This is a genomic window from Winogradskyella endarachnes (assembly GCF_009741275.1).
Lineage (GTDB): Bacteria > Bacteroidota > Bacteroidia > Flavobacteriales > Flavobacteriaceae > Winogradskyella > Winogradskyella endarachnes.
This window is the reverse complement of record NZ_WOWS01000001.1, coordinates 926,125-952,098: the sequence shown is the minus strand read 5'-3', so window position 1 is coordinate 952,098 and position 25,974 is coordinate 926,125. Positions and strand designations below refer to the sequence as shown.

The following is a 25,974-nucleotide window of genomic DNA, read 5'->3' as shown; positions in this document are numbered from 1 at the left end:
TATTTAGGATTATGAGAGTAGGGATGAATCCTCAAAAGCAATCAAAAAAAATTCAATTAAAGTATCAACATAGATTAATAATTGTTGTTTTTATTCCTTCCTTAGATGGTTATTACAAAAATGTATTAGATGTTTTTAAACTGTGTTTAGATTCAGCCATTGCTACTACAAATTCTAATTGCGCAATAACGGTTGTAAATAATGCGTCTTGCAATGAGGTTGGTGAGTATTTAAATATTAAATTAAGTGATAATGCAATAGATACCGTTATTCATCATAAAGAAAATATTGGAAAAATAGATGCATTAATAGGTGCAGCAAGAGGGAGTAGAGAACCAATTATTACGGTTTCAGACGTAGATATCCTTTTTAAGCATGGCTGGCAAACAGAAATTGAAAACGTTTTTTCTACTATTAAAAATGTAGCTTCAGTATCTCCAATACCTTGCAGAAGGTTTATAAATTATGAAACGTCTTCAACCTTTAGTCAAATTTTATCTAAAAAAGTAAAATTTAAATTTGAACCTATTCCTGAGAATCATACTTCTCAAAATCAATTTTTAGAAAGTTTTCATTGGCAACTAGAAAACGATAGTAACGCAAAGTGGCCCGTAATTGAGTCTAATGGTTTAAAAGCTGTTGTGGGTAGTGGTCATCAAATATTAAGTATGCGACGCGAGTTGTTTCATTCTACTGTACCAAAGGAACCATCACTGGTATTAGTAGGTAATAATTCTGAATTCTTATATTGCGACGAACCGATTAATAGGTCTGGAGGTATGCGATTAGCCACTTATCATAATTTTGCTTATCACATGGGAAACACGGCAGAAAAATGGATGTATGATATTCAAGATGAAAATCTAAAACAGGAAAAATCAATTCCTAATGAAGTTAACGCAATCAACCTATTAGAATTTAAGCCAAAACAAATTAATTTTGGTTGGTATAAGCTTAAAAAACGAATAATAAATAAGTTATTTAAATTAAGGTACAAACAGTAGTTGATATAAAGATTACTCTTGTGCTAAAACTATTATAAATGAAAAATAATCCTTTTATAGAAATATCTGGTAGAAAAATAGGTGCAGATTTTCCGCCTATAGTAATTGCAGAAATAGGTATAAACCATGAAGGTTCAATCGTTGTAGCTAAAGAAATGGTTGATGCAGCATTTAGGGCAGGCGCAGAGATGGTAAAGCATCAAACTCATATTGTAGAAGATGAAATGAGTATTGCGGCTAAAAAAGTAATACCTGGTAATGCAGATGTTTCTATATACGATATTATGGAGCGTTGTGCATTAAATGAAGCTGATGAACTAGAATTGAAAAATTATGTAGAAAGTAAAGGCATGATTTTTATATCTACTCCATTTTCTAGAGCAGCAGCAGAACGATTAAATAAGTTTAACGTGCCAGCCTATAAAATTGGTTCTGGAGAATGCAACAATTATCCTTTATTAGAGCATATCGCAAAATTTGGTAAACCTGTAATTCTAAGTACAGGAATGAATACTATAGAAAGCGTAAGTAAGGCAGTTGCTATATTTGAAGCGCATAAAACACCTTTAGCACTATTGCATACTACAAATTTGTATCCTACACCTTCTCATTTAGTAAGATTTGGAGCTATGATGGAATTACATAATGCGTTTCCTCAAAACGTATATGGTTTAAGCGACCATACCTTAAATAATAATGCGTGTTTGGGAGCAGTAGCCCTTGGTGCGTCTATTTTAGAACGCCATTTTACAGACCATATGGAAAGAAAAGGGCCAGATATTGTGTGCAGTATGGATGAGGAGGCGTGTAAGAATCTCGTAACTGGCAGCCAAGAAATTTGGTCAATGAGAGGCGGAACTAAAGAACCTGCAAAAGAAGAAAAAGTAACCATAGATTTTGCTTTTGCTACGGTTTGTACGATAGCAAAAGTTAATAAGGGAGACATATTAACTGAGCAAAACATTTGGGTAAAACGCCCTGGTACAGGTAAAATATTAGCAGAAGATTATAAAACTATTTTAGGTAAGGTGGCTCAAAGAACAATAGAGGAAGGTGAGCATCTAGATTATAAAGATTTTATATAATGCGAAAAATAGTCTTTCTTACTGGTACAAGAGCAGATTTTGGTAAAATTAAGGCGCTTATACAAAGTGTTGAAAATCATAACGATTTTGAACCTTATATTTTTGTTACAGGCATGCATCTTATGCAAGAATATGGTTATACTTTAATTGAAGTTGAGCGTTGCGGATTTAAAAATATAGAAACGTTTCACAACCATACAGATGAAGCTACTATGGATTTAACCTTGGCCAAAACAATTAACGGATTTTCTCAATATATTAAAACAATTGAACCTGATTTAATTGTGGTTCATGGCGATAGAGTTGAAGCTTTAGCAGGTGCCATTGTAGGAAGTTTAAATAATGTTTTAGTCGCTCATATAGAAGGAGGCGAACTATCTGGTACTATTGATGAGTTAATAAGACATTCGGTTTCTAAGCTAAGTCATATTCATTACACCTCTAATGAAGAAGCTAAAAAAAGATTAATGCAAATGGGCGAATTAGAGGAGTCTATTTTTACTATTGGTTCTCCAGATGTGGATATTATGTTCTCTAATAATTTACCGTCTCTAAAAGAGGTAAAAGATTATTATCAGATAGATTTCGATACGTATGGTGTAGCAATGTATCATCCGGTTACAACCGAAATTGAGGGTTTAGAAGATAGAGCAAACCAGTTTGTAGAGGCCTTAATTGAAAGTAAAAGAAATTACGTCGTCATTTATCCTAATAACGATTTAGGGAGTAAACATATTCTTAACGCTTATAAAAGATTAGAAAACAATAGTAATTTTAAAATATTCCCATCCGTTAGGTTTGAGTATTTCCTAACACTCTTAAAAAAATCCGATTTTATTATTGGTAATAGTAGTGCAGGAGTAAGGGAAGCACCTTATTATGGTGTTTCTACTATTAATATTGGAAATAGACAATTAAACAGAGCTAGCTCATCTAAAATTATTAATGTACCATGCGAAAAGCAGATGATTTTAGAAGCATTTAAAAAGCTCAATCAATCTACAGAGAAGTCAAATAACTCTTTTGGTAAAGGCGATAGTGCAAAACAGTTTTTAAATAGTTTAGAGTCTTTAGCAGTCTGGTCTATTAATCATCAAAAACAGTTTAAGGATGCCTAAAGAAAAGCATATTCTTTTTTTAGTGCCAGATGGCGTAGGTATAAAAAATTATATTTACTCAAATATAATTAAGGAATTAAAAGAAAATGCAAAAATATCTATTTGGTCGCCTTTACCAATTGAGGCTTTTGCTGATGTAAAAAAGATTCATAATATAGATTTTCAATACAAGCAAATAAAGCTAAAGCCAGAAAATATAAAAACGCGTTTGTATAGAGAAGCTACAACCTTTGCGCGTTTAATTCATAACAGTAAAATACAGAGTAATCCTTCAATATTAACGAATTGGCGACCTAGCAAATATAGTTTAAAGGTTAAGCTTCTTTATAAAAGTGCAGAGATTTTAGGTTCTTATTTATCAAAAAAGTACACTAAAATTTTACACTTCGAACAGAAAAGTAGAAACAATATTTCTTCCTTAACTATTGATAATTATATTAAAGAGTTAGAGAAATTAAATCCAACATCAATTTTAATTACGCATCAACGTGTACCAGGATTAATGCCTATTTGTTTGGCTGCGAGAAAACTAAATATAAAAACTTTTACCGCCATTTTTTCTTGGGATAATCTTCCAAAAGCTAAATTGGTTGTAAATTCTGATTATTATATCGTATGGTCTGAATGGATGAAAGCAGAAATGAAGACCTATTATCCAGAAATATCAGAAAATAGAGTTTTATTGATTGGCTCACCTCAATTTGAGTTTTATTTAGATAAAAATAGAATTACTCCTCGCGAAGAATTTGCACATATACATGGATTAGATATTCATAAAAAATGGATTTGTTTTAGTGGAGATGATCAAATTACGTCGCCATTTGATAATTTGTTTTTAGATGATATAGCAACATCATTAGAAAGTGAAAAGGATGATATTCAAATTATTTTTAGAAGATGTCCTGTGGATTTCTCAACGAGATATGATAGTACGTTAAGTAAATTTAATAATTTAATTGTTTCAATAGACCCTTTATGGAACAACGAATCTAATTCTGGTTGGGTAGGTTATTTTCCTAAATACCAGGATATTGATATGCAAGTAAATCTAGCTTATCATTGTAGTATGGTTATTAATTTAGGTTCTACAATGGCATTAGATTTCTCTATTTACGACAAGCCTTGTTTGTATCTTAATTATAATCCAGCCTATAGCAAAGTTTGGAGTACTGAAATGATTTATAGTTTTCAGCATTTTAGAAGTATGAATGGTTTAGATGCCGTTGGCTGGTTAAACGATAAAGATAGTATAAGAAATACAGTTTTAAAAGCTCTTAATCCTAAGCAAGAAATAGCGGTAGATAGAAAAAAATGGATGGAAAAACTAGTTCTTCATCCATTAGATGAAAATTCAAGCAAAATTGCTAAAGCACTACTCTAATGCATATATGTTTTATAACAAATGAATTTCCCAAAAAAGGCTACGCACATGGAGGCATAGGAACATTTGTGTCTACTTTGAGTAAAGGTCTCGTTGAGAACGGAATTAAAGTTAGTGTTGTGGGTAAGAATTATGAAAGTAAAAATGAAGTAGAGTTAGTTAATGGTATTAAAGTATATAGACTATTTTCAAAAAATGTTAAGGGTTTAGGGTGGTTATTTAATTCGAGAATAATAGCCAAAAAACTTAAAGAAATTCATTCTGAAACTCCCATTGACATAGTAGAGGCTTCAGATATGGGATTAGCATTTTTACCTAAGTTAACAGGGGTTTCTTATGTAATCCGTATGCACGGCGGACATCATTTTTTTGCAGAGTCTGAGAAACGTAAAGTTGAAGTTTGGAAAGGTATTCAAGAAAAATTATCTTATAAGAAAGCAGATGGTTTTATTGCTGTGTCTGATTATGTTAGAAATCATACGTTCAAATATTTACCATTAAATAATCGTCCGGTAGAAAAAATAAATTCACCTGTTAATTTAAATCATTTTCAGCCTATAAATAAACCTTATAAGCCTTTTAAAATAGTTTTTGTAGGCACGGTTTGTGAGAAAAAAGGAATTCGTCAACTAATAAATGCTATGCTACCTATTTTAGAGGCTTATCCAGAGGCTAGCTTAGATATATATGGAAGAGATTGGCTATTTCCTAATGGAGATTCTTATATTGAAATGTTAAAAACAACAGAACTGCCAAAATTAGGAAATAAACAGAATAAGGTCAATTTTTGTGGAGCAATTGATTATGCTGAAATTCCATTGAAATATGCAGAAGCACATGTATGTGTTTTTCCATCTCATATGGAAACTCTTGGTCTTGTTGCTCCAGAAGCGATGTGTATGGGTAAACCTGTTATCTTTACAAAATTAGGTCCTGGGCCAGAAGTTATCTCTCATGGTATAACAGGATTGTTATGTGATCCTCATAATCCGTTAGATATAGCTAAACAGATTAAATGGGGTTTTGCTAATTCTGAGGCAGCATTACAAATAGGTTTAAAGGCTAGGGAAAGCGTGTTAAATAATTTTAATATGGATAAAATAGTAACTCAGAATATTTCGTTCTACCGTCAATTTTCAAAAAAGTAATAAATGAATTTAAGATATAATGTTATCAAAATTTAAAAAGGATATTAGTAAATATAAAGCGTATAGTCAATCTAATACCATAATCTTACTGTTGACGCAACAAGGACTTTGGGCTTTATTTGTATACCGAATATCTAATGCTTTGTTTGTTAGTAAGTCACCTCGATTAATAAAGCGATTTTTGTTAGTGTTTTGTTTAATTGCGCAGAAATGGATTGAGATATTAACTGGCATATCTCTACCGTATTCAGCTACTATAGGAGAACGATTTTATATTGGTCATTTTGGGGGTATAATTATAAATGCAAATGCCATTATTGGTAATAACTGTAATATATCTCAAGGTGTAACTATTGGTGTAAGTGGTATAAGTGAAAAAAGAGGTGTACCAATTATCGGTAATAATGTTTATATAGGTGCTAGTGCAACAGTAGTAGGAAAAATTAAAGTTGGAGATTTCGCCGTTATAGGTGCTAATTCATTGGTAACAAAAGATGTGGAGTCTAATTCTACGGTTCTAGGTGTACCTGCTGTAAAAGTAAGTGATCGCAATTCAAATGGATATATATGAATTTAAAAACAAAACGATTGCTAGTTATATCCTTAGCGCCTACTATTTTAAAAGATGGAAAATTTTGGTCTTATGCACCATATGTTAACGAAATGGATTTATGGTTTAAATATGCAGAACAACAACGTATTTTGGCTCCATTTTCGTATCCTGAGAATGTTTTAATAAAGCCATTTAGTACAGAAAATATTGGGCGTTATTACATACCTTTTTTTGCATTCAATTCTTTTTTTAATATTTTAAAAGCTTTAATTATTCTTCCTTTTGTAATATTTCAAATGATAAGAGCTATGCTTTGGGCGGATCACATTCATTTACGTTGTCCGGCTAATGTCAGTTTAATTGCAAGTTTTGTTCAAATTTTATTTCCTTGGAAGCAAAAAACCACCAAGTATGCTGGTAACTGGGACCCTAGAAGTGATCAACCTTTAGGTTACCGAATGCAAAAAGCTATACTTAGAAACACTACCTTAACTAAAAATATGAAAGTACTAGTTTATGGTGAATGGCCTGGTGAAACATCAAATATTTATCCATTTATTACAGCGACATATAGAGATAGTGAGCGTGTACCATTTCAATCTAAAGATTATTCCAAAGAATTAGTATTTGTATTTGCAGGAATGTTGGTGCCTGGAAAACGACCATTATTAACAATTAAATTTATAGAGCATTTAAACAAAAACGGAATTGCTGCAAAATTAGAAATGTTTGGAGATGGTGTTTTAAAGCAAGAATTACAAGATTATATAATAAAACAGAACCTAAGCCAATATATTAAACTACATGGAAACCAAGATAAAGCAGTGGTAAGGCAAGCATTGTTAGATGCTCATTTTAATATATTACTTTCAAAAAGTGAAGGATGGCCAAAAGCAGTGGCAGAAGGTATGTTTTATGGTTGTATTCCAATTGCTACTTCAGTATCTTGTGTCAATTGGATGTTAGGATATGGCAGTAGAGGAATAATTGTAGAGCCAGAACTTAATGCTGCTATAGATAGTTTTATTAAAGTTTACAATGCAAATGAATTAGATAGTTTAGCACTAAATGCATTAAATTGGTCGCAACAATATACCTTTGATAGATTAGAAAACAACATTGAAACTGTTTTAAACGGAACATTTAAGAGTAAAGTATAATTTATTCGTTTATAAATCCTAGAATTAACTAAAAAGTGCAGTACAATTAGGAGTGAAATATAGCTTAGATGAAATATTATTATGAAAATGCGCGTACTACAATTAATAGATAGTTTAGAGCCTGGTGGTGCGGAGCGTATGGCAGTAAATTTGGCAAATGCTTTAGCTGAGGATAATGTGTTTTCTTGCATTTGTGCAACAAGAGCGGAAGGTGCCTTAAAATCTACAATTAATAAGAGCGTAAATTATTTATTTTTAAATAGAAAATATGTAGTTGATGTAATTGCTTTGATACGTTTAGTAAAATTTGTAAAAACAAGTAATATATCAATTATTCACGCTCATGGATCGTCGTTCTTTTTTGCTTGGTTACTAAAATTAAGGTTACCAAATTTGAAATTGATATGGCATGATCATAATGGTAATAGATCTGAAGTAAAAGGATTATTTCCGAGGTTATTAAAACTTTGTTCAAGTAAATTTGATGCCGTCTTGTGTGTTAATGACAACTTAAAACATTGGATTCAAACTAATTTAAAGGCTAGTAACCTTCATGTTATTCAAAACTTTCCTATGCTATCTTTAAGTGAGCATACAACAATTTTAAAAGGCGAAAAGGGAAAAAGAATATTGTGTCTAGCAAATTTAAGACATCCAAAAAATCATTTATTATTACTAGAAAGTTTTAAAGACCTTTGCGATAAGTTTTCAGGTTGGACGTTGCACATAGTAGGTAAAGACTACAATGATGATTATAGCAATGCAGTTAAGGAATTTATTAATAGTGAAAAATTATCTAATTCTGTATTTATATACGATTCATGTAATGATACGTCTAATATTATTTCTCAAGTAGAAATAGGAGTATTATCATCTAATTATGAAGGTTTACCAATGACATTGTTAGAGTATGGTTTGGGAGGTTTAGCAGTTATAGTAACCAATGTTGGTGATAATAGCAAGGTAATCATCAATGATGAATTTGGTCATTTAATACCTGTTAAAAATCCAAAGGCTTTAACGGAGTCCCTATTATTTTATGTAGGTAATGAAGAAGATAGGATTGCTGCAGGAAAAAGGTTAAAACTACACGTGCAGAATAATTTTTCTAAAAAAAGTGCTTTAAAAAAGATAATTGATGTCTATTTGTCTTTAAATAATAGTTGATGGTGACAAATCAATTCCGAAATAGAAAATATCATTTTACAAACGACTCGTATGTCTTTTTAGTCTTATTACATCTTGTAATAGGTGTTTGTGTTTTTTATATTCCATTGTTTCCAAAAGTGTATTTTGCCGTTACAAGTCTTTACTTTTTAGTTCAGGTTTTAGCAGCTCCTAATCAATCTAAAACAATGTGGGTGTTATTAGGTTGCGCTTATATTGCAGCAGCAGAATCTTTATTTAGGATGACAGGTGGTGGTTTGTTTTATGAATTTTCAAAATATTATATCATCTTACTCGTGTTAATTGGGATGTTCTACAAAGGTGTTTCAGGTAATGGGTACGCCTATTTTATTTACCTTTTATTATTATTACCTTCTGTTTTTGTGGCTTCAACCACGTTAGGTATAGATTTAGATTTTAGAAAATCAATAGCTTTTGTATTAAGTGGACCTATTTGTTTAGGAGCATCAGCCTTATATTGTTATGAAAAACGAATAACACAAGAGCAGCTTTTTCAAATCTTGGCGTATTTAACATTTCCGATACTTTCAATGATGATGTATTTGTTTATGTACAATCCAAGTATAAAAGAAGTATTAAAAGGTACAGGGTCTAATTTTGAAGCGTCAGGAGGGTTTGGTCCAAATCAGGTTGCAACTTTATTAGGTTTGGCAATGGTAACGTTAACGGTTCGTTTTTTTTTAAAATCACCATCATTGTTTTTAAAAATTTTTAACTTGATTTTGCTAAGTTTGGTTTCATTTAGAGCATTAGTAACATTTAGTAGAGGAGGTGTGTTCACTGCAATTTTAATGATTATAGCATTTTTATTTGTTTTATATGGTAATTCTAAATATAAACAACGTCAAAAAATAATAGGGTCGTTGGTTTTACTAGCAATAGGTGTTATGATTACTTGGGCTTTTACCACAAATCAAACAGATGGATTAATAGAAAATCGATACACAAATAAAAATGCAAAAGGTTTAGAAAAAGATGATGTTTCTACAGGAAGAGTAGATTTAATTACAAGAGAATTTGAAGGATTCTTAAGACACCCGTTTTTAGGAGTAGGTGCTAATGGAATGAAACAGATAAGATTAGAAGAAGAGGGTGAAATTATTGCATCTCATAATGAGGTAAGTCGTTTATTTTCTGAGCACGGCATTTTTGGTGTTATTATTTTATTATTACTAATATTTACACCCTTAGTATTTAGATCAAGATATAAAGGAAATTTGTTATTCTATTCTTTTATAATATTTTGGTTTGCAACAATTAATCATTCAGCTATGCGTATTGCAGCGCCTGGTTTTATATATGGTTTAGCATTATTACATATAATTAATGAAAAAAAACGTCCTTTACATAGGAAACGCGTTATCCAATAAAGGAAAAACAAGTTCTACTATAGATACTTTAAGTACACATTTAAAAGATATGTGCCATTTAAAAATAGCTTCTACGAAGTCTAATAAAATATTACGTTTATTAGATATGATGTTGTTAGTAATAAAGCATAACAGAAACACAGATTATGTTTTAATTGATACCTATAGTACTTTTAATTTCTACTATGCTTTAATTATAAGTCAGTTGTGTAGGTTGTTTAGTATAGAATATATCCCTATTCTGCATGGTGGTAATTTAGAAAATAGATTAAAAAATAATGCTAAATTGAGTCAGCTCATTTTTAAAAATGCCTATAAATTAATTGCACCTTCAAATTTTTTAAAATCAGTATTTAATAAGTATAGCTACAGTAATGTTACGTATATTCCTAATAGTATAGAATTAGAACAATATACTTTTAAAAAAAGGGATATAGATGTTATTAAGTTATTGTGGGTAAGGTCTTTTTCATCAATATATAATCCAGAATTGGCAGTGTTAGTTCTAGAAAAATTATTAAAAGATAATATAAAAGCAGAATTAACGATGGTTGGGCCAGAGGTTGATGGTTCTTTATTACAAGTAAAACAATTCGCAAAACGTAAAAATGTAACTATTAACTTTACCGGTAAACTTTCTAAAAAAGAGTGGATTAACCTGTCTAAAAATTCTAATATTTTTATAAATACTACAAATTTTGACAACACTCCAGTTAGTGTAATAGAAGCTATGGCACTTGGTTTGCCTGTAGTATCAACTAATGTAGGAGGCCTTCCATTTTTAATCTCTAATACTCACGATGGTGTTTTGGTAAATGCTAATGACTGTAAGGCAATGGTAGATGCCATAATTAGAATTAAAAATGATGAAAAATTTAAAAATGAGTTAGTTGAAAATGCTCGTAAAAAAGTTGAAGATTTTAGTTGGAAAGTTGTTAAACCCAAATGGGCTGCCCTTTTAACTTAAATAAATGTTCAGAATCAATTGTACTTATTATCTTTACGGCCTAGTTTCCCCTCAAAATGACTAAAAAGAAAGGCATTCACTTCGAAGTATCAGAACGAAAGGTTCTATTGAGAATTTTAGATTTGGTAATGGTTTTTTTTGGTGTTTATATCCTTAGTATGTCTTTTGATTTCGAATATATTGAAGTCAGTAAAAGTAATAGCATTGCATTAATTCTTTTAGGTGTATATATATCAATATTCGGAACAATTTTTGAATTATATGATCTTCAAAAGGCAAGTAAACTAGATTCTACATTTAGAAATATTATAATTACAGCATCAACAGTAGTATTGTTTTACTTATTAACACCAGTACTTTCTCCATATTTGCCTGCCGAAAGAATGCAAATTGTATATCTCTATTTAACTATAATTTCCTCAATTTTATTATGGCGATTGTTATATATGAATTTAATTGAATCGCCTCGTTTTTATAAACGTGTACTCTTGGTAGGAGAGGTTTCAAATATCGAAGGTTTGGTAAGAGCTTTAGATACATCTGATCCTAATTATAAAATAGTAGGTTTTATTAATAGTGAGAGCTCCTATAAAGAAGCAGTAAAATTTAAAGGTTTAAAAGAATTTGAAGCCAACAGTTTTTTACAAACCATAGAAGACGAAAAAATTTCGGAGATTTTAGTGGCCAGCTTTAATTCAGAAGCGATAACTGTTGAGGTTTACCATGATCTAATGTTGCTATTAGAACGCGGATTTAAAATAAGAGACTACACACAAGTCTATGAAGAATTACTTCAAAAAGTACCTGTGCAATTTGTGGGTAAGGACTTTTATAAATATTTCCCTTTTAGTCGCAGTAACGAAAACAAACTTTACATTTATTTTCAAAGAGGATTTGATGTTGTAGTGTCATTATTAGGTTTGTTTTTTGGATTGCTAATAGCTCCAATTATATTAATAGGAAATGTAATAGGAAATAAAGGCCCTTTATTTTATACGCAAGAGCGCGTTGGTCGCAACGGTATAACCTTTAAGATTATTAAGTTGAGAACAATGGTGGTAAATGCTGAAGCAGATGGTGTAAAATGGGCAAAAAAAAATGATACAAGAATTACTGCTTTTGGTATGTTTTTAAGGCGATCTCGGTTAGATGAAATTCCGCAATTTATTAATGTATTAAAAGGCGATATGAGTATAATTGGTCCTAGACCAGAGCGTCCGTTTTTTGTAAATGAATTATCTAGAATCATTCCTTTTTATGAAACGCGTCATATCATTAAACCAGGTCTTACAGGTTGGGCTCAAGTGAGTACTAGATATGGTGGTTCTGTAGACGAGAGTTTAACAAAATTACAATACGACTTATATTATATTAAGCATAGAAGTATATTTTTAGATTTTAATATTGTTATAAAAACACTAAGTACAATATTATATTACAGAGGGCAATAATTACAATTTGCTTAGGTGTTTACAGAGGTAAACAAACCTTAATAATAAAGCTATTAACAAAGGTATTAAACCAATCGCAAATACTTGTATGCCACTTATCCAATGAAACGTTAGTAATGCCAACATAATTATTAGGAGTTTTACATATCGTTTTAACCAATTCTTAATTTTTGGTTTTAATAACTGAACAACTATTATAATATTAAGAGGAAAAGCCCATAAAAGATTAAAGTTATAAGCTGTGGCTGAATGGTCTGTGGCAAACCAGAGTAATAATAATACAATACCAATAACTCCCGTAATACCAAAAATCACAGAATCTATCCATTTAGTTCTCTTGTTGTTTTTATAATCTTTGTAAGTAATAATGAGTATTCCAATACCGATTAAACCAATTATAAACAGCGGACTTAAAAGAAAATCAAAGTAAGAAGACTGGGTTTCTTTTTTTTCAAAAATATTAGAAGATGCTTTAACCAATTTATTAGTACCATTTAGGGTTGCATCTGCAAAAAATGTATTTATATATTTAGGTAAAAACATATGTTCAGCTGTTGTAGCTTCTACGTCTATAACAGAGCCTAGGGCAATGTCAATACCAAAACTTCCCCAAGTATTTAAGCCAACATGGTTATGTATTAATGATCTAAATGTTTTGTGTTTAAAATCCTCTGGTAAATTATAATCTATTTGCCTAGTTGTTGCTTTAGCTGTTACATCTCTAATCCTTGTAGCGCAATTGTCAAAAAAGAAATCGTAGATGTAACGTCTGTTTTCTGGTTTATAATTGGTTTCTAAAAAACTAAAAAGCTTTTGTTTTTCTTCAGCTGTAAAATTTAAAATTTGTTCGTCTATAGTTCTGTTATACTTAGTATAATAATAGTATATGTCAGCAAAACTGTGTTTACTCATAAGATATTCTAATTTGCCTTGAGTAAATTTTAAATAAAAATTTGGTGCATCAAAATCATACTGACCATAGCCATATACAGCATCAATCCCTAAGCTATTATCTTTTATTCTAAAGGCATTATGGCCAAAGGCATCATTTAAAGAGCTGCCAGGACCTATAGTTAATACAGATACTTCAGCATCTGGTGAGAGTTTGTATTGCTGAGAAAATGCAGAATTAATTGTAAATAGAACTATTAAAACTAAATATCTAAATTTCATATGTTGTACTATCTAAAGACGCTAAAATCAATTTTTAATGAGAACACATTGGAATAAAGTGCTGCACTTTGGTCTCCAATATCAGTGAAAGCATAATCTATTTCTATACCTCTATATTTAAAACCAACGCCAAAATTTGGTTGAAATGTTAATTGCTCAGAGTCGTCAATTTGCAGTTCGTTTTGAAAATTACCTGCTCCAGCTCTTAAAAAAACTAAATCGGTATAACCAAACTCAAAACCCAATGCCGGATTAATACTTGCAAAAGATGTTGATATAATGTCATTATTTTCTGCAAAACGAACGTTTAAATTTGCAGCAGCAAGTAAAGTGTAATCGTAATGGAAAATCCATTTTTTAGACATTCCTATTTCTAGTTTAGGTATAGTTATTTCGGTAGTTTCTGGTAATTCTTGGTTTTCTCCATCAATTGCACCACTAATTTGTTCAAATTTTTCTTCGTCTATAGACCAGGCGTTAAACGTAGTTGTAATGTCCCTTGCCATAATACCAAATTTCCAATCGTTATTACCTTCAAATTGAATTCCAGCATCTAAACCAAAACCCCAAGATGAGGCAAAATCACCAATAATTCTTCTTATTATTTTTGCGTTTACACCAAAATTTAAACCATCTAAGGGTAATTTTCTGGCATATGAAAACGTTAGACCATAATCTGCAGTAGAAAAGGTACTAATTCTATCATAATTAATATTTCCTTGGTCGTCAATTAATTGCGTAGTATCTAAAATATCATCTACACCAAACCTAATTAAAGAAATACCAATAGCACTTTGGTTATCTAAAGGCATTCCATATCCAATATAATTGTAATTTGCAATGTTGGCAAAATAACTAGAATGCATTAACGCTAATTGTTTTCCTTCTAAATGCACTAATCCTGCAGGATTCCAATAACCAGAATTTACATCGTTTGTTTGAGATACTACAGCATTGCTCATACCTAATGCAGCAGCATCAACACCAATATTCATAAATTCATTTGAATATTTTCTTGTAGTTTGACCCGAAACTAAAAATGTAGCAAGTGTTAATAGAAGTGCTAAGTGATTTTTCAACGGCAAAATTTTTTTACAAAGATGCACAATATTTTATATCTATTTAACTGTAAAATAAGGTTGTTATTGTTTTCTTTTTTAGCAATTTTAAAATTAATAAGTACAGACTGAAATACTTTTTTATTTTTACACAAAATTAAATTATGAGTTTTAAACGCCATATTCCTAATATTGTAACCTTGCTTAATTTGTTTTCGGGCTGTATTGCAGTGGTTTTTGCAGTATATGGTAATTTTGTGGCATCCGCTTTTTTTGTGTTTTTGGGTATATTTTTTGATTTTTTTGATGGACTTTTAGCGCGTAAATTAAATGTACAAAGCCCATTAGGTATTCAATTAGATTCCTTGGCAGATTTGGTAACAAGTGGTGTTGTACCAGGTGTTATAATGTTTAAGTTAATTTCCGATTCTTTAGGAACCTCTAATTTTAATTATGCAGTGGATTGGTCGTCTAGTGTATTTTCTACTATAGTTGAGATGCCATTACTACCACTAATAGGTTTGTTAATTGCTTTGGCTTCAGCTTATAGATTGGCAAAATTTAATTTAGATGAAGACCAGCAAACCTATTTTAAAGGTTTACCAGTACCTGCCAATACTTTAGTTATAATGGCATTTCCATTAATATTAGAATATCAGAATAGTGATTTAATGAACTCAATTATTCTAAACACATGGTTTTTAGTTGGTGTAACATTTTTGAGTTGCTACTTGTTAAATTCTAATATAAAACTATTCGCATTAAAATTTAAAAATTGGAGTTTTAAAGCGAATGCCGTACGTTATATTTTTCTTATTCTCAGTGTTGTACTTTTAGTTGTACTTCAATTCGCTGCGATACCACTAATTATTGCAATGTATATTATATTATCAATTTTAGACAGAAAAAATATTCACTAAAGCTAATACACAATAATCTTATTAATAAAATCCAAATAATACTTCAATTATGGCTCAAATTATATTTACTCTTTTAATGCTTGTAATGCTACAAGCTGTTTTAGGTTTTGATAATTTACTTTACATTTCTTTAGAATCTAAAAAAGCACCTTTAGATGCTCAGAAGCGCGTAAGAAAGGTTGGAATTTTAATAGCTATTGTTTTAAGAATAGTACTTTTATTTGTTTTAGTTAGGGTTATTGGTTTTTTTCAAGAACCATTTTCGTTTTTAACAGGTCATATGGAAGATGTTTTAGAATTTGCTTTTAATGGTCATAGTTTAATTGTTTTAGCAGGTGGAGGCTTTATTATCTATACGGCAATTAAAGAAATTTGGCATATGATTGCTGTACCTGATTTAGACCATGACGTAGAAGAAGGTACAGTTGAACGAAAAAAAACGGCTAATGCGGTGATTGTTAGTATTGTTATAATGAATTTAGTATTTTCCTTCGATTCTATATTGGCAGCGATAGGACTAACAAGTGAAATTGAAGATTCTTCAACGGCATTTATAGTAATGGCAATAGCGATTGTAGCTAGTGGATTATTAATGTTGTTTTTAGCAGATAGAATTTCAACGTTCTTAGCCAAAAATAGAATGTATGAAGTATTAGGGCTCTTTATTTTATTTATAGTAGGAATTATGTTAGTGACCGAAGGTGGTCATTTAGCACATTTAAAAATCTTTGGAAATGAGATTGTACCAATGAGTAAAACCACATTTTATTTTGTAATTGTAGTTTTAGTTATTGTAGATATAGTTCAGGGTCGTTACCAAAAGAAACTTATAAAAGAGAGAGAGAATACACTAAAAAAAGAGTAATAAAACCAGTTAAGTAATGGAAAAGTATAAGCTTAAATATTTAATTTATATTTTCTTATCGCTAATGGCAATTCAATTTGTTATTGGTTTGTTAGATATTTTATTTTCTCAAACAGATAATGAATTGACCTCTATTACTTCCATCTTACTATCAGTCTGTAGTATACCACTGAGTTTAATTAATAGCAAACTACCATTTTTTGTATCAGAAAATATTGTGATGATTCTAATATATTGGGCCATCAATTTAATAATACAATCTATATTTGTTTATGGTGTTTTATTAGTGATCCAGAAAATGAAACAAAGTAACAAAGGTTAAAACTCTAATTTCTTTTTACGAAGTTCAAAGTTTTGACCTAAATAGACTTTACGTACCATTTCGTCGCTGGCTAATTCCTCGGGTTTACCCGCTTTAAGAATATTACCTTCAAACATTAAATATGTTCTATCTGTAATAGCAAGTGTTTCTTGTACATTATGATCAGTAATTAAAATACCAATATTCTTTTTGGTTAATTTGGCAATAATTCGCTGAATGTCTTCTACAGCAACAGGATCAACACCTGCAAAAGGTTCATCTAGTAAAATAAAATTAGGGTCGGTGGCAAGGGCACGTGCAATTTCTGTTCGTCGTCTTTCACCACCAGAAAGCAAATCACCTCTGTTAGTTCTAATATGTCCTAAACCAAATTCTTCTATCAAAGATTCCATTTTCTCATGCTGTTCTTTCTTGCTCAATTTAGTGAGTTGTAAAACACTTAAAATGTTATCTTCTATACTTAATTTTCTAAAAACAGAGGCCTCTTGTGCTAAATAACCAATGCCGTTTTGAGCACGTTTGTACATTGGGTATTTAGTAATGTTAGTATCATCTAAATAAATATTACCACCATTTGGTTTTATAATACCTACAATCATGTAGAATGATGTGGTTTTACCAGCACCATTAGGACCTAATAAACCTACTATTTCACCTTGGTTCACCTCTAGTGAAACATCCTTTACTACTTTTCGTCCGTTATAGGACTTCATTAAATGTTCTGCTCGTAACTTCATGTTGTATTTAAGAACGTTAAAATTAATAAAATCATATCTAAAAGGTTGATTTTACAAATCATTTATTAAAAGTTTAACCTTAAAAGTTTTTTATTTTAGGTTAAGCTCGCTTAGCTTTTCGCTTTTGATTTCTTACAACAATTGCAGAAATATAAATACTTACTTGGTATAATAATAAAATAGGAATAGCAACAATAACTTGACTCGCGATATCTGGAGGCGTAATAATTGCTGACAAAATTAGTACAATAACCAGCGCAAATTTTCTGTATTTTCTAAGAAATTGAGGTGTTACCAAACCGGCCTTTGTTAAAAAGTAAATAACAATAGGAAGCTCAAAAACAAAACCAGAAGCAATAGAGGAAGAGCGCACAATTGCAATAACAGAACTAATATCAAACTCATTAGAGATTTCTTCGCTAATTTGATAATTAGCTAAAAAGTTAAGAGATAACGGTGTAATAATATAATATCCAAACAGTACACCAATAAAAAATAGTAATGATGCAATCACAATAAAACCTCTAGAGTTTTTACGTTCACTTGGTTTTAATCCTGGGCTAACAAAACTCCATAATTGATATAAAACGTATGGAAAAGATACTATAAAACCAGCGTAAATAGAGGTCCATATGTGTGCAGAAAACTGACCTGCAACTGTTCTATTCTGAATTATAAAAGGAAATTCAGCAGCACAGAATGTTGTGTCTGTCATGCCTAAAAACTTAGAGGCCTTACATAAACTTTCGTAGGTTGGAAAATTCATGTGTGTAGGACCAAAAATAATATCGAAAATAAAATTCTTAAAAATAAAAGCTAATGTTGCGGCTACAGCCACACTAATTACAGCTCTTACCAAATGCCATCTTAAATCTTCGAGATGGTCTAAAAACGACATCTCATCTACCTGCTTTTTCGCCATTATATAATGCCTTCTTTTATTAAATCGTGTAAATGAACAACACCTGCATACTTAGCATCTTGCTCAACTAATAATTGTGAAATTCCAAATTCTTCCATTATCTCTTTAGCATCAACAGCCATGGCGTCTTCAGAAATTCGCCTAGGATTATTACTCATAATGTCTTTAGCTTTTAAAGCAGAAATATCATCGCTCTTACTAAGCATTCTTCTTAAGTCACCATCGGTAATAATACCAATAATTTTTTCGTCTTCAACAACAGCAGTAACACCTAACATTTTTTCAGTAATTTCTACAATAACTTCTTTTAATGAAGCGTCTTTGTTTACTTGTGGTTTTTTATTTTGAGAAGACAAATCATTCACTCTTAAATACAAACGCTTACCAAGTGCGCCACCAGGATGGTACTTTGCAAAATCCTTACTAGAGAAACCACGTAATTCTAGCAAACAAACTGCTAGGGCGTCACCTAATACTAATTGTGCAGTTGTACTTGTTGTAGGTGCAAGATTATTTGGGCAGGCTTCTTGCTCCACAAATGCATTTAAAATATAATCCGCTTGAAGACCTAAAAACGAATCTTTATTGCCTGTAATTGCAATCATTTTATTTTTTGCATTTTTTATTAGTGGTACTAAAACCTTAATTTCTGGTGTGTTTCCACTTTTAGAAATACAGATTACAACATCATCTTTTAATATTAATCCAAGATCGCCATGTATAGCATCTGCCGCATGCATAAAAACAGCAGGTGTACCTGTAGAATTAAGAGTTGCAACTATTTTATTAGCAATAATTGCACTCTTACCAATGCCTGTAATAATAACTCGACCTTTAGACTCATAAATTAATTCTACAGCATCAGCAAAATCCTCAGTTAGTAATTCTGATAAATTATTTATAGCTTTACTTTCTAATTGTATAGTTGTTTTTGCAGTTTTTAAGATAGATTGCTTTGTGTTCAAAACTTATTATTTATTGAGTTTTATAGATATAAAGAATTTGTTATCTTTAAAGTTCTTGCAAATGTATATAAAATACCAATAGGGATTAATGAGTATTGAAGAAATTGACTTACACGCCTCGCTTAAAAAGCACTTTGGATTTTCGGGATTCAAAGGTCTTCAAGAAGAAGTAATAAAGAACGTCGTAGCTGGCAATAACACTTTTGTTATTATGCCAACTGGTGGTGGAAAATCTTTATGTTATCAGCTACCAGCATTAATAAAAGATGGTACAGCCATAGTTGTATCACCTCTTATTGCTCTAATGAAAAATCAGGTAGATGCCATAAGAGCTGTTTCTGAGCATGAAGGTGTTGCACACGTTTTAAACTCTTCTTTAAATAAAACGGAAGTAAAAAGAGTAAAAGACGATATTATTAATGGTGTCACTAAATTACTTTATGTAGCTCCAGAGTCATTAACAAAAGAAGAATATGTTGACTTTCTAAGAACTGTCAAAATTTCTTTTATGGCTGTTGATGAAGCACATTGTATTAGTGAATGGGGACACGATTTTAGACCAGAATATAGAAATTTAAAAACCATAATAAAACGTATAGGTGATGACATTCCTATTGTTGGTCTCACAGCAACCGCTACACCTAAGGTTCAAGAAGATATTTTAAAAAGTTTGGGCATGCCAAATGCTGTTACTTTTAAAGCGTCTTTTAATAGACCTAATTTGTATTACGAAGTACGGCCTAAAACTAAAAATGTAGATGCAGATATTATTCGTTTTGTAAAACAGAATGAAGGAAAATCTGGTATTGTATATTGTTTAAGTAGAAAACGCGTTGAAGAATTAGCACAAGTTCTGCAAGTAAATGGAATTAAAGCAGTGCCTTATCACGCAGGTTTAGATGCAAAAACTAGAGTAAAACATCAAGATATGTTCTTAATGGAAGATACAGATGTTGTGGTTGCAACCATTGCCTTTGGTATGGGTATTGATAAACCAGATGTTCGTTTTGTAATTCATCACGATATTCCAAAAAGTATAGAAAGTTACTACCAAGAAACAGGAAGAGCAGGTAGAGATGGTGGAGAAGGTCATTGCTTAGCTTACTATGCATATAAAGATATTGAGAAATTAGAAAAATTTATGGCAGGCAAGCCTGTTGCAGAGCAAGAAATTGGTCATGCGCTTTTACAAGAAGTGGTGGCATTTGCAGAAACTTCTGTGTCTAGGCGTAAATTTATATTACATTATTTTGGTGAAGAATTTGATAACGCAACGGGAGAAGGAGGCGATATGGATGATAATGTTCGTCACCCTAAAAAACAAGTTGAGGCTAAAGAAGATGTTAAACTATTACTCGAAATAGTTCAAAAAACCAATGAAAAATATAAAGCTAAAGATTTAGTACAAGTATTGGTTGGCAATTCTAACGCACTAATTTCTTCTCACAAAACCGACACCCAAGATTTCTTTGGTGTAGGTAAAGATAAGGATAAACGTTATTGGATGGCATTAATTCGTCAGGTTTTAGTTGCTGGTCAATTAAAAAAAGATATTGAAACTTATGGTGTTTTAAGATTAAGTGAAAAAGGGCTAGATTTTATTTCTAAGCCAGAATCGTTCTTAATGGCAGAAGATCATGTGTTTGACGAAGACTCTAACGATAGTATTATAACAAATGCTAAAGGTGGAGGTGCTACGGCTGATGAAAATTTAATGAAAATGCTTAAAGATTTACGTAAGCGTAATGCTAAAAGATTAGGTGTTCCGCCATTTGTAATTTTTCAAGACCCTTCATTAGAAGATATGGCATTAAAATATCCTATATCTATTGAAGAATTAAATAATGTACATGGTGTAGGAGAGAGTAAAGCTAAAAAGTATGGAAAGGATTTTGTAGCTTTAATAGCCGATTATGTTGAAGAAAATGAAATTATACGACCGGATGATATGGTTGTAAAATCTACTGGAACTAATTCTGCTATAAAACTATATATTATTCAAAATGTAGATAGAAAACTACCTTTAAATGATATTGCTTCTTCAAAAGGTATGGAAATGCCTCAATTTATTAAGGAAATGGAATCTATTGTTTTCTCTGGTACAAAATTGAATATCAATTATTGGATAGATGAAATTTTAGACGAAGACCAACAAGAGGAGATTCACGATTATTTTATGGAAACAGAAAGTGATAAAATTTCTGATGCTATAGAAGAATTTGATGGAGATTATGATGACGAAGAATTACGCCTATATAGAATAAAATTTATGAGTGAAGTAGCCAATTAAGGCTATAATTATAAAGTGCTATTGCCAAGTCCGGTTGAGTTTAGGAATAAAAATTCTTAAATATAAACCGGGCTTTTTTATTCTTCTTCTTCTTCTTGATTAATGACTACAGCTTTTTCAAATACAAGGTGGTGTTTTTTAAGTTTTATTTCTACAGCATTTAACGTTGTATTTTCTAAGGTTTTAATGTCGTTTTCTTCAACCTGAAAATCTATTTTGGTAATACTTCTGCCTTTAATACTAGAATTTTCAGATTCAAACTCTGGCATATCAGAATCTAGTTTTAATTCAAAATTGTCACCTACAAAGGTTAGTGTGGCACCACTTTTACATTTAATATGTAATTGACCAACAATAACGGTTTGAAAAAAGAAATAACCACCCAATTCATTTAAACCAGCATAGAGTACGTTGTTCTTAGATACACCATAAGGTTGGTTTTCAACGTCTTTAATTATTGCTTCAATGCTGTCCTTAGTTTCAGAAGTTTTACTGCCAAAAATTTTAGATAAAGAAAATGCCATATTTAATTTTTTTCAAAACTAAACTTAATAATTTAAAACTCAAATTCTCGGTATAGAGTTTCAGTCCTCAGTCCTCAGTCCTCAGTCCTTAGTCTTCAGTCTTTTGTCTTAGGTCTTCAGTCTTCAGTCTTTAGTCAATATTATCATATTCGCAAAAATTAACAGTTAATTCGTAAATCGTAAATCATTGCCTATCTTTGCACTCCTAAATAAAATTTAATACAATGCAAGACGGATTATACGCAAAATTTAACACCACAAAAGGTGCAATTTTAGTAAATTTAGAGTTTGAAAAAACTCCAGGAACAGTTGGTAATTTTGTGGCATTAGCAGAAGGGAATTTAGAAAATTCGGCTAAACCACAAGGAACACCTTATTATAATGGATTAAAATTCCATAGAGTAATTCCAGATTTTATGATTCAAGGTGGTTGTCCTCAAGGAACTGGTACTGGTAATCCTGGTTATAAATTTGATGATGAGTTTCATCCAGATTTAAGACATTCTGGTCCTGGTGTATTAGCTATGGCAAATTCTGGTCCTGGTACAAACGGAAGTCAATTTTATATTACACATGTTGCAACCGATTGGTTAGACGGAAAGCACACTGTTTTTGGAAATGTAGTTGAAGGACAAGATATCGTAGATGCTATTGTACAAGGTGATACTATTGACAGTATTGAAATAGTAAGACAAGGAGAAGCTGCAGAAGCGTTTAATGCTATTGAGGCTTTTAGAACTTTTGAAGGAGCTAGAGAAAAACGTTTGGCTGCAGAACGCGAAGCTGCAAAAGCTGAGTTAGATAAATTGGCTGCTGGTTTTGATGTAACTGAATCTGGGTTACGTTATAAAATAATACAAAAAGGAGATGGTAAAAAAGCTGAGAAAGGTAATACGGTTTCAGTGCACTACAAAGGCCAATTGGCAGACGGAACTGTTTTTGATTCTTCATATAAGAGAAATTCACCGTTAGATTTCCAAGTAGGTGTTGGGCAAGTTATACCTGGTTGGGATGAAGGTATTTGTTTATTAAACGTTGGTGATAAAGCGCGTTTAGTTATACCAAGTGATTTAGCCTATGGAGCTGCTGGAGCAGGTGGTGTAATTCCTCCAAACGCAACGTTAGTTTTTGATGTTGAATTAATGGACGTAAAAGGGTAAACTTTTGTTTATACCATGCAAAATAGATAAAGGGTCTCACAGAACAGTGAGACTTTTTTTTGCGAACTAATCAATTTTGTACATTTTGTGTTAAGCTGTAAAAGAGATTTAAGTTACTTTCTAATTATTAGGTTTTTAATCAATTTTAGAAAAGACGGAATATTAACTTATAAGATAAAAAGTGCTAAAAATCAGTTGATTAGTAATGTTTTAAAAAAAATAGTCAAGGTTTTTGTAGTTTTTAAAATAAAACTCTAATTTCCATTTATATTGAATGTAAAGCATAAAATGATTAGCATAAAACATACCGATTTTTACAATGACGTTTTAAAAGTATTAAATTATAAGTTTGGAAGTGTTTTTATTTTTAAAGGATACGTAGTCTCAGAGATTAATGAAGGCGTGAGTTTTTCTTGGGAAAGTCATGCTCAGATTATTGTAAAAGATGTCACTGATTTTACTAAATGCGATGGAAGCGATATTGTATATATATCTAATAGAATTTATTCGTATTCTCTAGTGCCAACAGATTGGCTTAAATTTTTTAAAAATAGTTTTCATTTAAAAGGCTATGGTGTTATTGGTTATCATAAAATGAGTTTTGTAAACACAGTAGTAGAAAACTTATTCTTTAAAAAGAAAATTAGACGATTTAATTCTCTTAATTCTGCCATTCAATGGGCAAAAAGTTTTGATATTGTAGAGGCTTAAGCTGAAGATTATTAGTAATTAAAACGTTTTGCTACACCAATATCTATTAAATAGCTTAGTCTTAATTGAAGATTTATTGGTTTCTCATTAAGGTGTTCTGTATAGTAAATTAGGCCTTCTTTTCTAGGGTTTAATTCTGCAATACAGTTTTTACCGTATGTTGCGTTTGTTCTGCAATCAAAATCATAATATAAGAGCTTCGCTCTATCCAAATTATTTGAGGCGAGATGTGTTAATAATTTTTTTCTGTTGACGGTTGTTATTTTTAATGATTTAATGTCATTAATTGAGGTTAGTTTTTGCTTTTTGTTATTTAAAATAATGCCTGTTATTAAAAAGTAGTATTGTGTTAGTTTGCTATCGTCTAATAACCAACCGTTTTTAGAATTATTATTTTTTAAATAAGACAGTTCAAAGGTAAAGGTTGGTATATCTATATTTAAGTAATGCAATTGCGCTTTTTCATCGATATAATAAGATTGATTATTAACGGTCATTATTACATCTATACCTAGCAGTTGTTGGTCTATTTTTTTTATTCTTCTAAATTCAATCTTTTTATTAGCATAGATGTTATCTAAATATTTAGATAATAAGTCTTCTTGTGCTAAATCAGATTTAAAATTAGACATTGATTTGATTATATAGTGCTTTTCCTATTTTTTCAACAACACCGACAACTAGCGCATTTCCCATAAAAAAGGCACGTTTGGCATCTGTAATGCCTTCTAGTTTTGTGTGATTATCCGGAAACATATTAAGTCGTTCTAACTCAATAGGTGTTAATCGTCTTAAACCTTTATGGGTTTGGATTACATGTTTAAAACGTGATGGAGATTTACCACCTTCGCCTGTAATAATGGTTCTAGAAGCGTTATCTAAAGCATCAGGATAAATCATGCCACCTTCAGAATATTTGTAAATAAAACCATCTGCAGATTTGCGTTCAATAGTTTTTGCACCTTTTAAATATTCCCATTTTTCTTTGTCTTTATCTGCTATAAAAAACTCAGGTGGTACGTTTTCTTTTTGCAAAATATCCGCCAAAACAGTTGTCTCACCATCGTAATTTGGAGTTGTTTTAGTTGTGAAAACTTTACCGTTAATAAGTAAACCAGTGTTTAAAAAAGGAGATAGTTTACCATTTTTATTAAAGTTATTGGTGATCTCTACCAAGTTACCTTTTAAAGCAATCTCTTCAATGACGTTGGTTTTGTTAACAGGGAACGCCTCTGCAATTGTGCCAGATTCCGTGAGCCATTCTACTTTACTTGATTCTAAAAGTCTTTTATAAGTTGAAGTAGATTTGTGATAACCAATAAAAAATACACGTCGTCTGCGTTGTGGCATTCCATATTCTGCCGCATTTATAACACGCCATTCTACAGCATAATCTAAGTCATTTAAACTTTGAAGCATAACGGCAAAATCACGTCCTCTTTGTTTGGCAGGAGATTTTAATAATCGATCCACATTTTCTAAAAACAGATATTTTGGTTTGTGTGTTTTATTTTCTAAAATATTATGAATAGACCACCACAACACACCTTTTTTACCTTTTAAACCTTTAGAATTATGTAATGTTGTGGCAACAGAATAATCCTGACAAGGAAAACCGCCTACTAATAAATCGTGGTCTGGTATGTCTTCAACGTTTCTAGTAACTACTAGGTTGATGTCTTCATTTGAGTGATTTTCTTTACCAAAACGAGCTTCGTAAACTTTAGAAGCATGTTGTAATTTAGTAGAAGGTTCCCATTGGTTACTCCATACAATTTCATAATTACTTTTTTCGAGTCCTAGTCTAAAACCACCAACTCCTGCAAATAATTCAGCAACTTTTAATTTATTTGTTTCCATGTATTAGTTAAGAAGTCGTTTTATTCTAATTAAGGATAAAGG

General features: G+C 31.0%; 25 protein-coding genes. 17 read left to right on the top strand and 8 right to left on the bottom strand.

The genetic code is table 11. The annotated features are described in order from the left end of the window. Positions 1 to 11 precede the first annotated feature (11 nt). The 11 genes from GN138_RS04270 (at position 12) to GN138_RS04220 (ending at position 12,425) form a co-directional block, all read left to right on the top strand. Positions 12 to 1,004, top strand: a complete 993-nt coding sequence (locus GN138_RS04270) for a glycosyltransferase family A protein (protein ID WP_157362437.1) — start codon at positions 12 to 14, stop codon at positions 1,002 to 1,004. A 38-nt stretch (positions 1,005 to 1,042) separates the two neighbouring features. After that, the gene (locus GN138_RS04265) at positions 1,043 to 2,089 is read left to right on the top strand and encodes an N-acetylneuraminate synthase family protein (protein WP_157362435.1); all 1,047 of its coding nucleotides are present in this window, start codon (positions 1,043 to 1,045) and stop codon (positions 2,087 to 2,089) included. Continuing rightward, positions 2,089 to 3,207, top strand: coding sequence for a UDP-N-acetylglucosamine 2-epimerase (gene neuC, locus GN138_RS04260; protein WP_157362433.1), 1,119 nt, complete (start codon positions 2,089 to 2,091; stop codon positions 3,205 to 3,207). The genes GN138_RS04265 and neuC overlap by 1 nt, the downstream gene beginning before the upstream one ends. Beyond that, entirely contained in the window at positions 3,200 to 4,588 is a 1,389-nt protein-coding gene (locus tag GN138_RS04255) for a hypothetical protein (RefSeq protein ID WP_157362431.1), read from the top strand. The genes neuC and GN138_RS04255 overlap by 8 nt, the downstream gene beginning before the upstream one ends. Further along, on the top strand, positions 4,588 to 5,736 hold the full coding sequence (locus GN138_RS04250) for a glycosyltransferase family 4 protein (RefSeq protein WP_157362429.1): 1,149 nt from the start codon (positions 4,588 to 4,590) through the stop codon (positions 5,734 to 5,736). The genes GN138_RS04255 and GN138_RS04250 overlap by 1 nt, the downstream gene beginning before the upstream one ends. Before the next feature lie 19 nt (positions 5,737 to 5,755). Then, positions 5,756 to 6,307 carry a serine O-acetyltransferase gene (locus tag GN138_RS04245; RefSeq protein ID WP_157362427.1) on the top strand — a complete coding sequence of 184 codons (552 nt, stop codon included), beginning with the start codon at positions 5,756 to 5,758 and terminating at the stop codon, positions 6,305 to 6,307. Then, positions 6,304 to 7,449 carry a glycosyltransferase family 4 protein gene (locus GN138_RS04240; RefSeq protein WP_157362426.1) on the top strand — a complete coding sequence of 382 codons (1,146 nt, stop codon included), beginning with the start codon at positions 6,304 to 6,306 and terminating at the stop codon, positions 7,447 to 7,449. The genes GN138_RS04245 and GN138_RS04240 overlap by 4 nt, the downstream gene beginning before the upstream one ends. Before the next feature lie 81 nt (positions 7,450 to 7,530). Further along, on the top strand, positions 7,531 to 8,616 hold the full coding sequence (locus tag GN138_RS04235; RefSeq protein WP_157362424.1) for a glycosyltransferase family 4 protein: 1,086 nt from the start codon (positions 7,531 to 7,533) through the stop codon (positions 8,614 to 8,616). Further along, a complete protein-coding gene (locus GN138_RS04230; RefSeq protein WP_157362422.1) occupies positions 8,616 to 10,007 on the top strand; it encodes an O-antigen ligase family protein in 1,392 nt (463 codons plus the stop codon). The genes GN138_RS04235 and GN138_RS04230 overlap by 1 nt, the downstream gene beginning before the upstream one ends. Further along, complete coding sequence (locus GN138_RS04225) at positions 9,964 to 10,974, top strand: glycosyltransferase family 4 protein (RefSeq protein WP_157362420.1); 1,011 nt, start codon at positions 9,964 to 9,966, stop codon at positions 10,972 to 10,974. The genes GN138_RS04230 and GN138_RS04225 overlap by 44 nt, the downstream gene beginning before the upstream one ends. 56 nt (positions 10,975 to 11,030) lie before the next feature. Further along, complete coding sequence (locus GN138_RS04220; protein WP_157362418.1) at positions 11,031 to 12,425, top strand: exopolysaccharide biosynthesis polyprenyl glycosylphosphotransferase; 1,395 nt, start codon at positions 11,031 to 11,033, stop codon at positions 12,423 to 12,425. Here the strand turns inward: GN138_RS04220 and GN138_RS04215 are convergent, their stop codons facing one another. Both GN138_RS04215 and GN138_RS04210 read right to left on the bottom strand, forming a co-directional pair. Then, a complete protein-coding gene (locus tag GN138_RS04215) occupies positions 12,426 to 13,598 on the bottom strand; it encodes a lipoprotein N-acyltransferase Lnb domain-containing protein (protein WP_157362416.1) in 1,173 nt (390 codons plus the stop codon). It abuts the gene before it with no gap. Positions 13,599 to 13,606: 8 nt separating this feature from the next. Then, positions 13,607 to 14,677, bottom strand: a complete 1,071-nt coding sequence (locus GN138_RS04210) for a putative type IX sorting system protein PorV2 (RefSeq protein WP_231743033.1) — start codon at positions 14,675 to 14,677, stop codon at positions 13,607 to 13,609. A 143-nt stretch (positions 14,678 to 14,820) separates the two neighbouring features. Here GN138_RS04210 and GN138_RS04205 point away from each other — a divergent pair, with 143 nt between their 5' ends. From GN138_RS04205 to GN138_RS04195, 3 genes are read left to right on the top strand one after another with little or no spacing between them, the layout of a single operon-like run. After that, complete coding sequence (locus GN138_RS04205) at positions 14,821 to 15,576, top strand: CDP-alcohol phosphatidyltransferase family protein (RefSeq protein WP_157362414.1); 756 nt, start codon at positions 14,821 to 14,823, stop codon at positions 15,574 to 15,576. 49 nt (positions 15,577 to 15,625) lie between these two features. Next, the gene (locus GN138_RS04200; protein WP_157362412.1) at positions 15,626 to 16,441 is read left to right on the top strand and encodes a TerC family protein; all 816 of its coding nucleotides are present in this window, start codon (positions 15,626 to 15,628) and stop codon (positions 16,439 to 16,441) included. Positions 16,442 to 16,457: 16 nt separating this feature from the next. Then, positions 16,458 to 16,763, top strand: a complete 306-nt coding sequence (locus GN138_RS04195) for a hypothetical protein (protein ID WP_157362410.1) — start codon at positions 16,458 to 16,460, stop codon at positions 16,761 to 16,763. Here GN138_RS04195 and lptB read toward each other — a convergent pair. The 3 genes from lptB to GN138_RS04180 form a co-directional block, all read right to left on the bottom strand. Then, entirely contained in the window at positions 16,760 to 17,500 is a 741-nt protein-coding gene (gene lptB, locus GN138_RS04190) for an LPS export ABC transporter ATP-binding protein (protein ID WP_157362408.1), read from the bottom strand. The two genes, GN138_RS04195 and lptB, sit on opposite strands and share 4 nt — an antisense overlap. Before the next feature lie 100 nt (positions 17,501 to 17,600). Continuing rightward, the gene (gene tatC, locus GN138_RS04185) at positions 17,601 to 18,422 is read right to left on the bottom strand and encodes a twin-arginine translocase subunit TatC (protein WP_157362406.1); all 822 of its coding nucleotides are present in this window, start codon (positions 18,420 to 18,422) and stop codon (positions 17,601 to 17,603) included. Next, entirely contained in the window at positions 18,422 to 19,387 is a 966-nt protein-coding gene (locus GN138_RS04180) for a KpsF/GutQ family sugar-phosphate isomerase (RefSeq protein ID WP_157362404.1), read from the bottom strand. The genes tatC and GN138_RS04180 overlap by 1 nt, the downstream gene beginning before the upstream one ends. Positions 19,388 to 19,475: 88 nt before the next feature. Between GN138_RS04180 and GN138_RS04175 the strand changes: the two genes are divergently transcribed. After that, positions 19,476 to 21,677 carry an ATP-dependent DNA helicase RecQ gene (locus GN138_RS04175; protein WP_157362402.1) on the top strand — a complete coding sequence of 734 codons (2,202 nt, stop codon included), beginning with the start codon at positions 19,476 to 19,478 and terminating at the stop codon, positions 21,675 to 21,677. A gap of 77 nt (positions 21,678 to 21,754) precedes the next feature. On the opposite strand, the gene GN138_RS04170 is transcribed toward GN138_RS04175, so the two are convergent. Then, positions 21,755 to 22,201, bottom strand: coding sequence for a hypothetical protein (locus GN138_RS04170; RefSeq protein WP_157362400.1), 447 nt, complete (start codon positions 22,199 to 22,201; stop codon positions 21,755 to 21,757). Positions 22,202 to 22,425: 224 nt separating this feature from the next. Between GN138_RS04170 and GN138_RS04165 the strand changes: the two genes are divergently transcribed. Together GN138_RS04165 and GN138_RS04160 are read left to right on the top strand one after the other, a co-directional pair. After that, the gene (locus tag GN138_RS04165) at positions 22,426 to 23,361 is read left to right on the top strand and encodes a peptidylprolyl isomerase (protein WP_157362398.1); all 936 of its coding nucleotides are present in this window, start codon (positions 22,426 to 22,428) and stop codon (positions 23,359 to 23,361) included. Positions 23,362 to 23,649: 288 nt separating this feature from the next. After that, complete coding sequence (locus GN138_RS04160) at positions 23,650 to 24,072, top strand: hypothetical protein (protein WP_157362397.1); 423 nt, start codon at positions 23,650 to 23,652, stop codon at positions 24,070 to 24,072. 11 nt (positions 24,073 to 24,083) lie between these two features. Here the strand turns inward: GN138_RS04160 and GN138_RS04155 are convergent, their stop codons facing one another. Then, on the bottom strand, positions 24,084 to 24,704 hold the full coding sequence (locus tag GN138_RS04155; RefSeq protein ID WP_157362395.1) for a hypothetical protein: 621 nt from the start codon (positions 24,702 to 24,704) through the stop codon (positions 24,084 to 24,086). Further along, positions 24,697 to 25,932: a DNA cytosine methyltransferase gene (locus tag GN138_RS04150; protein ID WP_157362393.1), complete on the bottom strand. Its 1,236-nt coding sequence runs from the start codon at positions 25,930 to 25,932 to the stop codon at positions 24,697 to 24,699. The genes GN138_RS04155 and GN138_RS04150 overlap by 8 nt, the downstream gene beginning before the upstream one ends. Between the last annotated feature and the right edge of the window lie 42 nt (positions 25,933 to 25,974).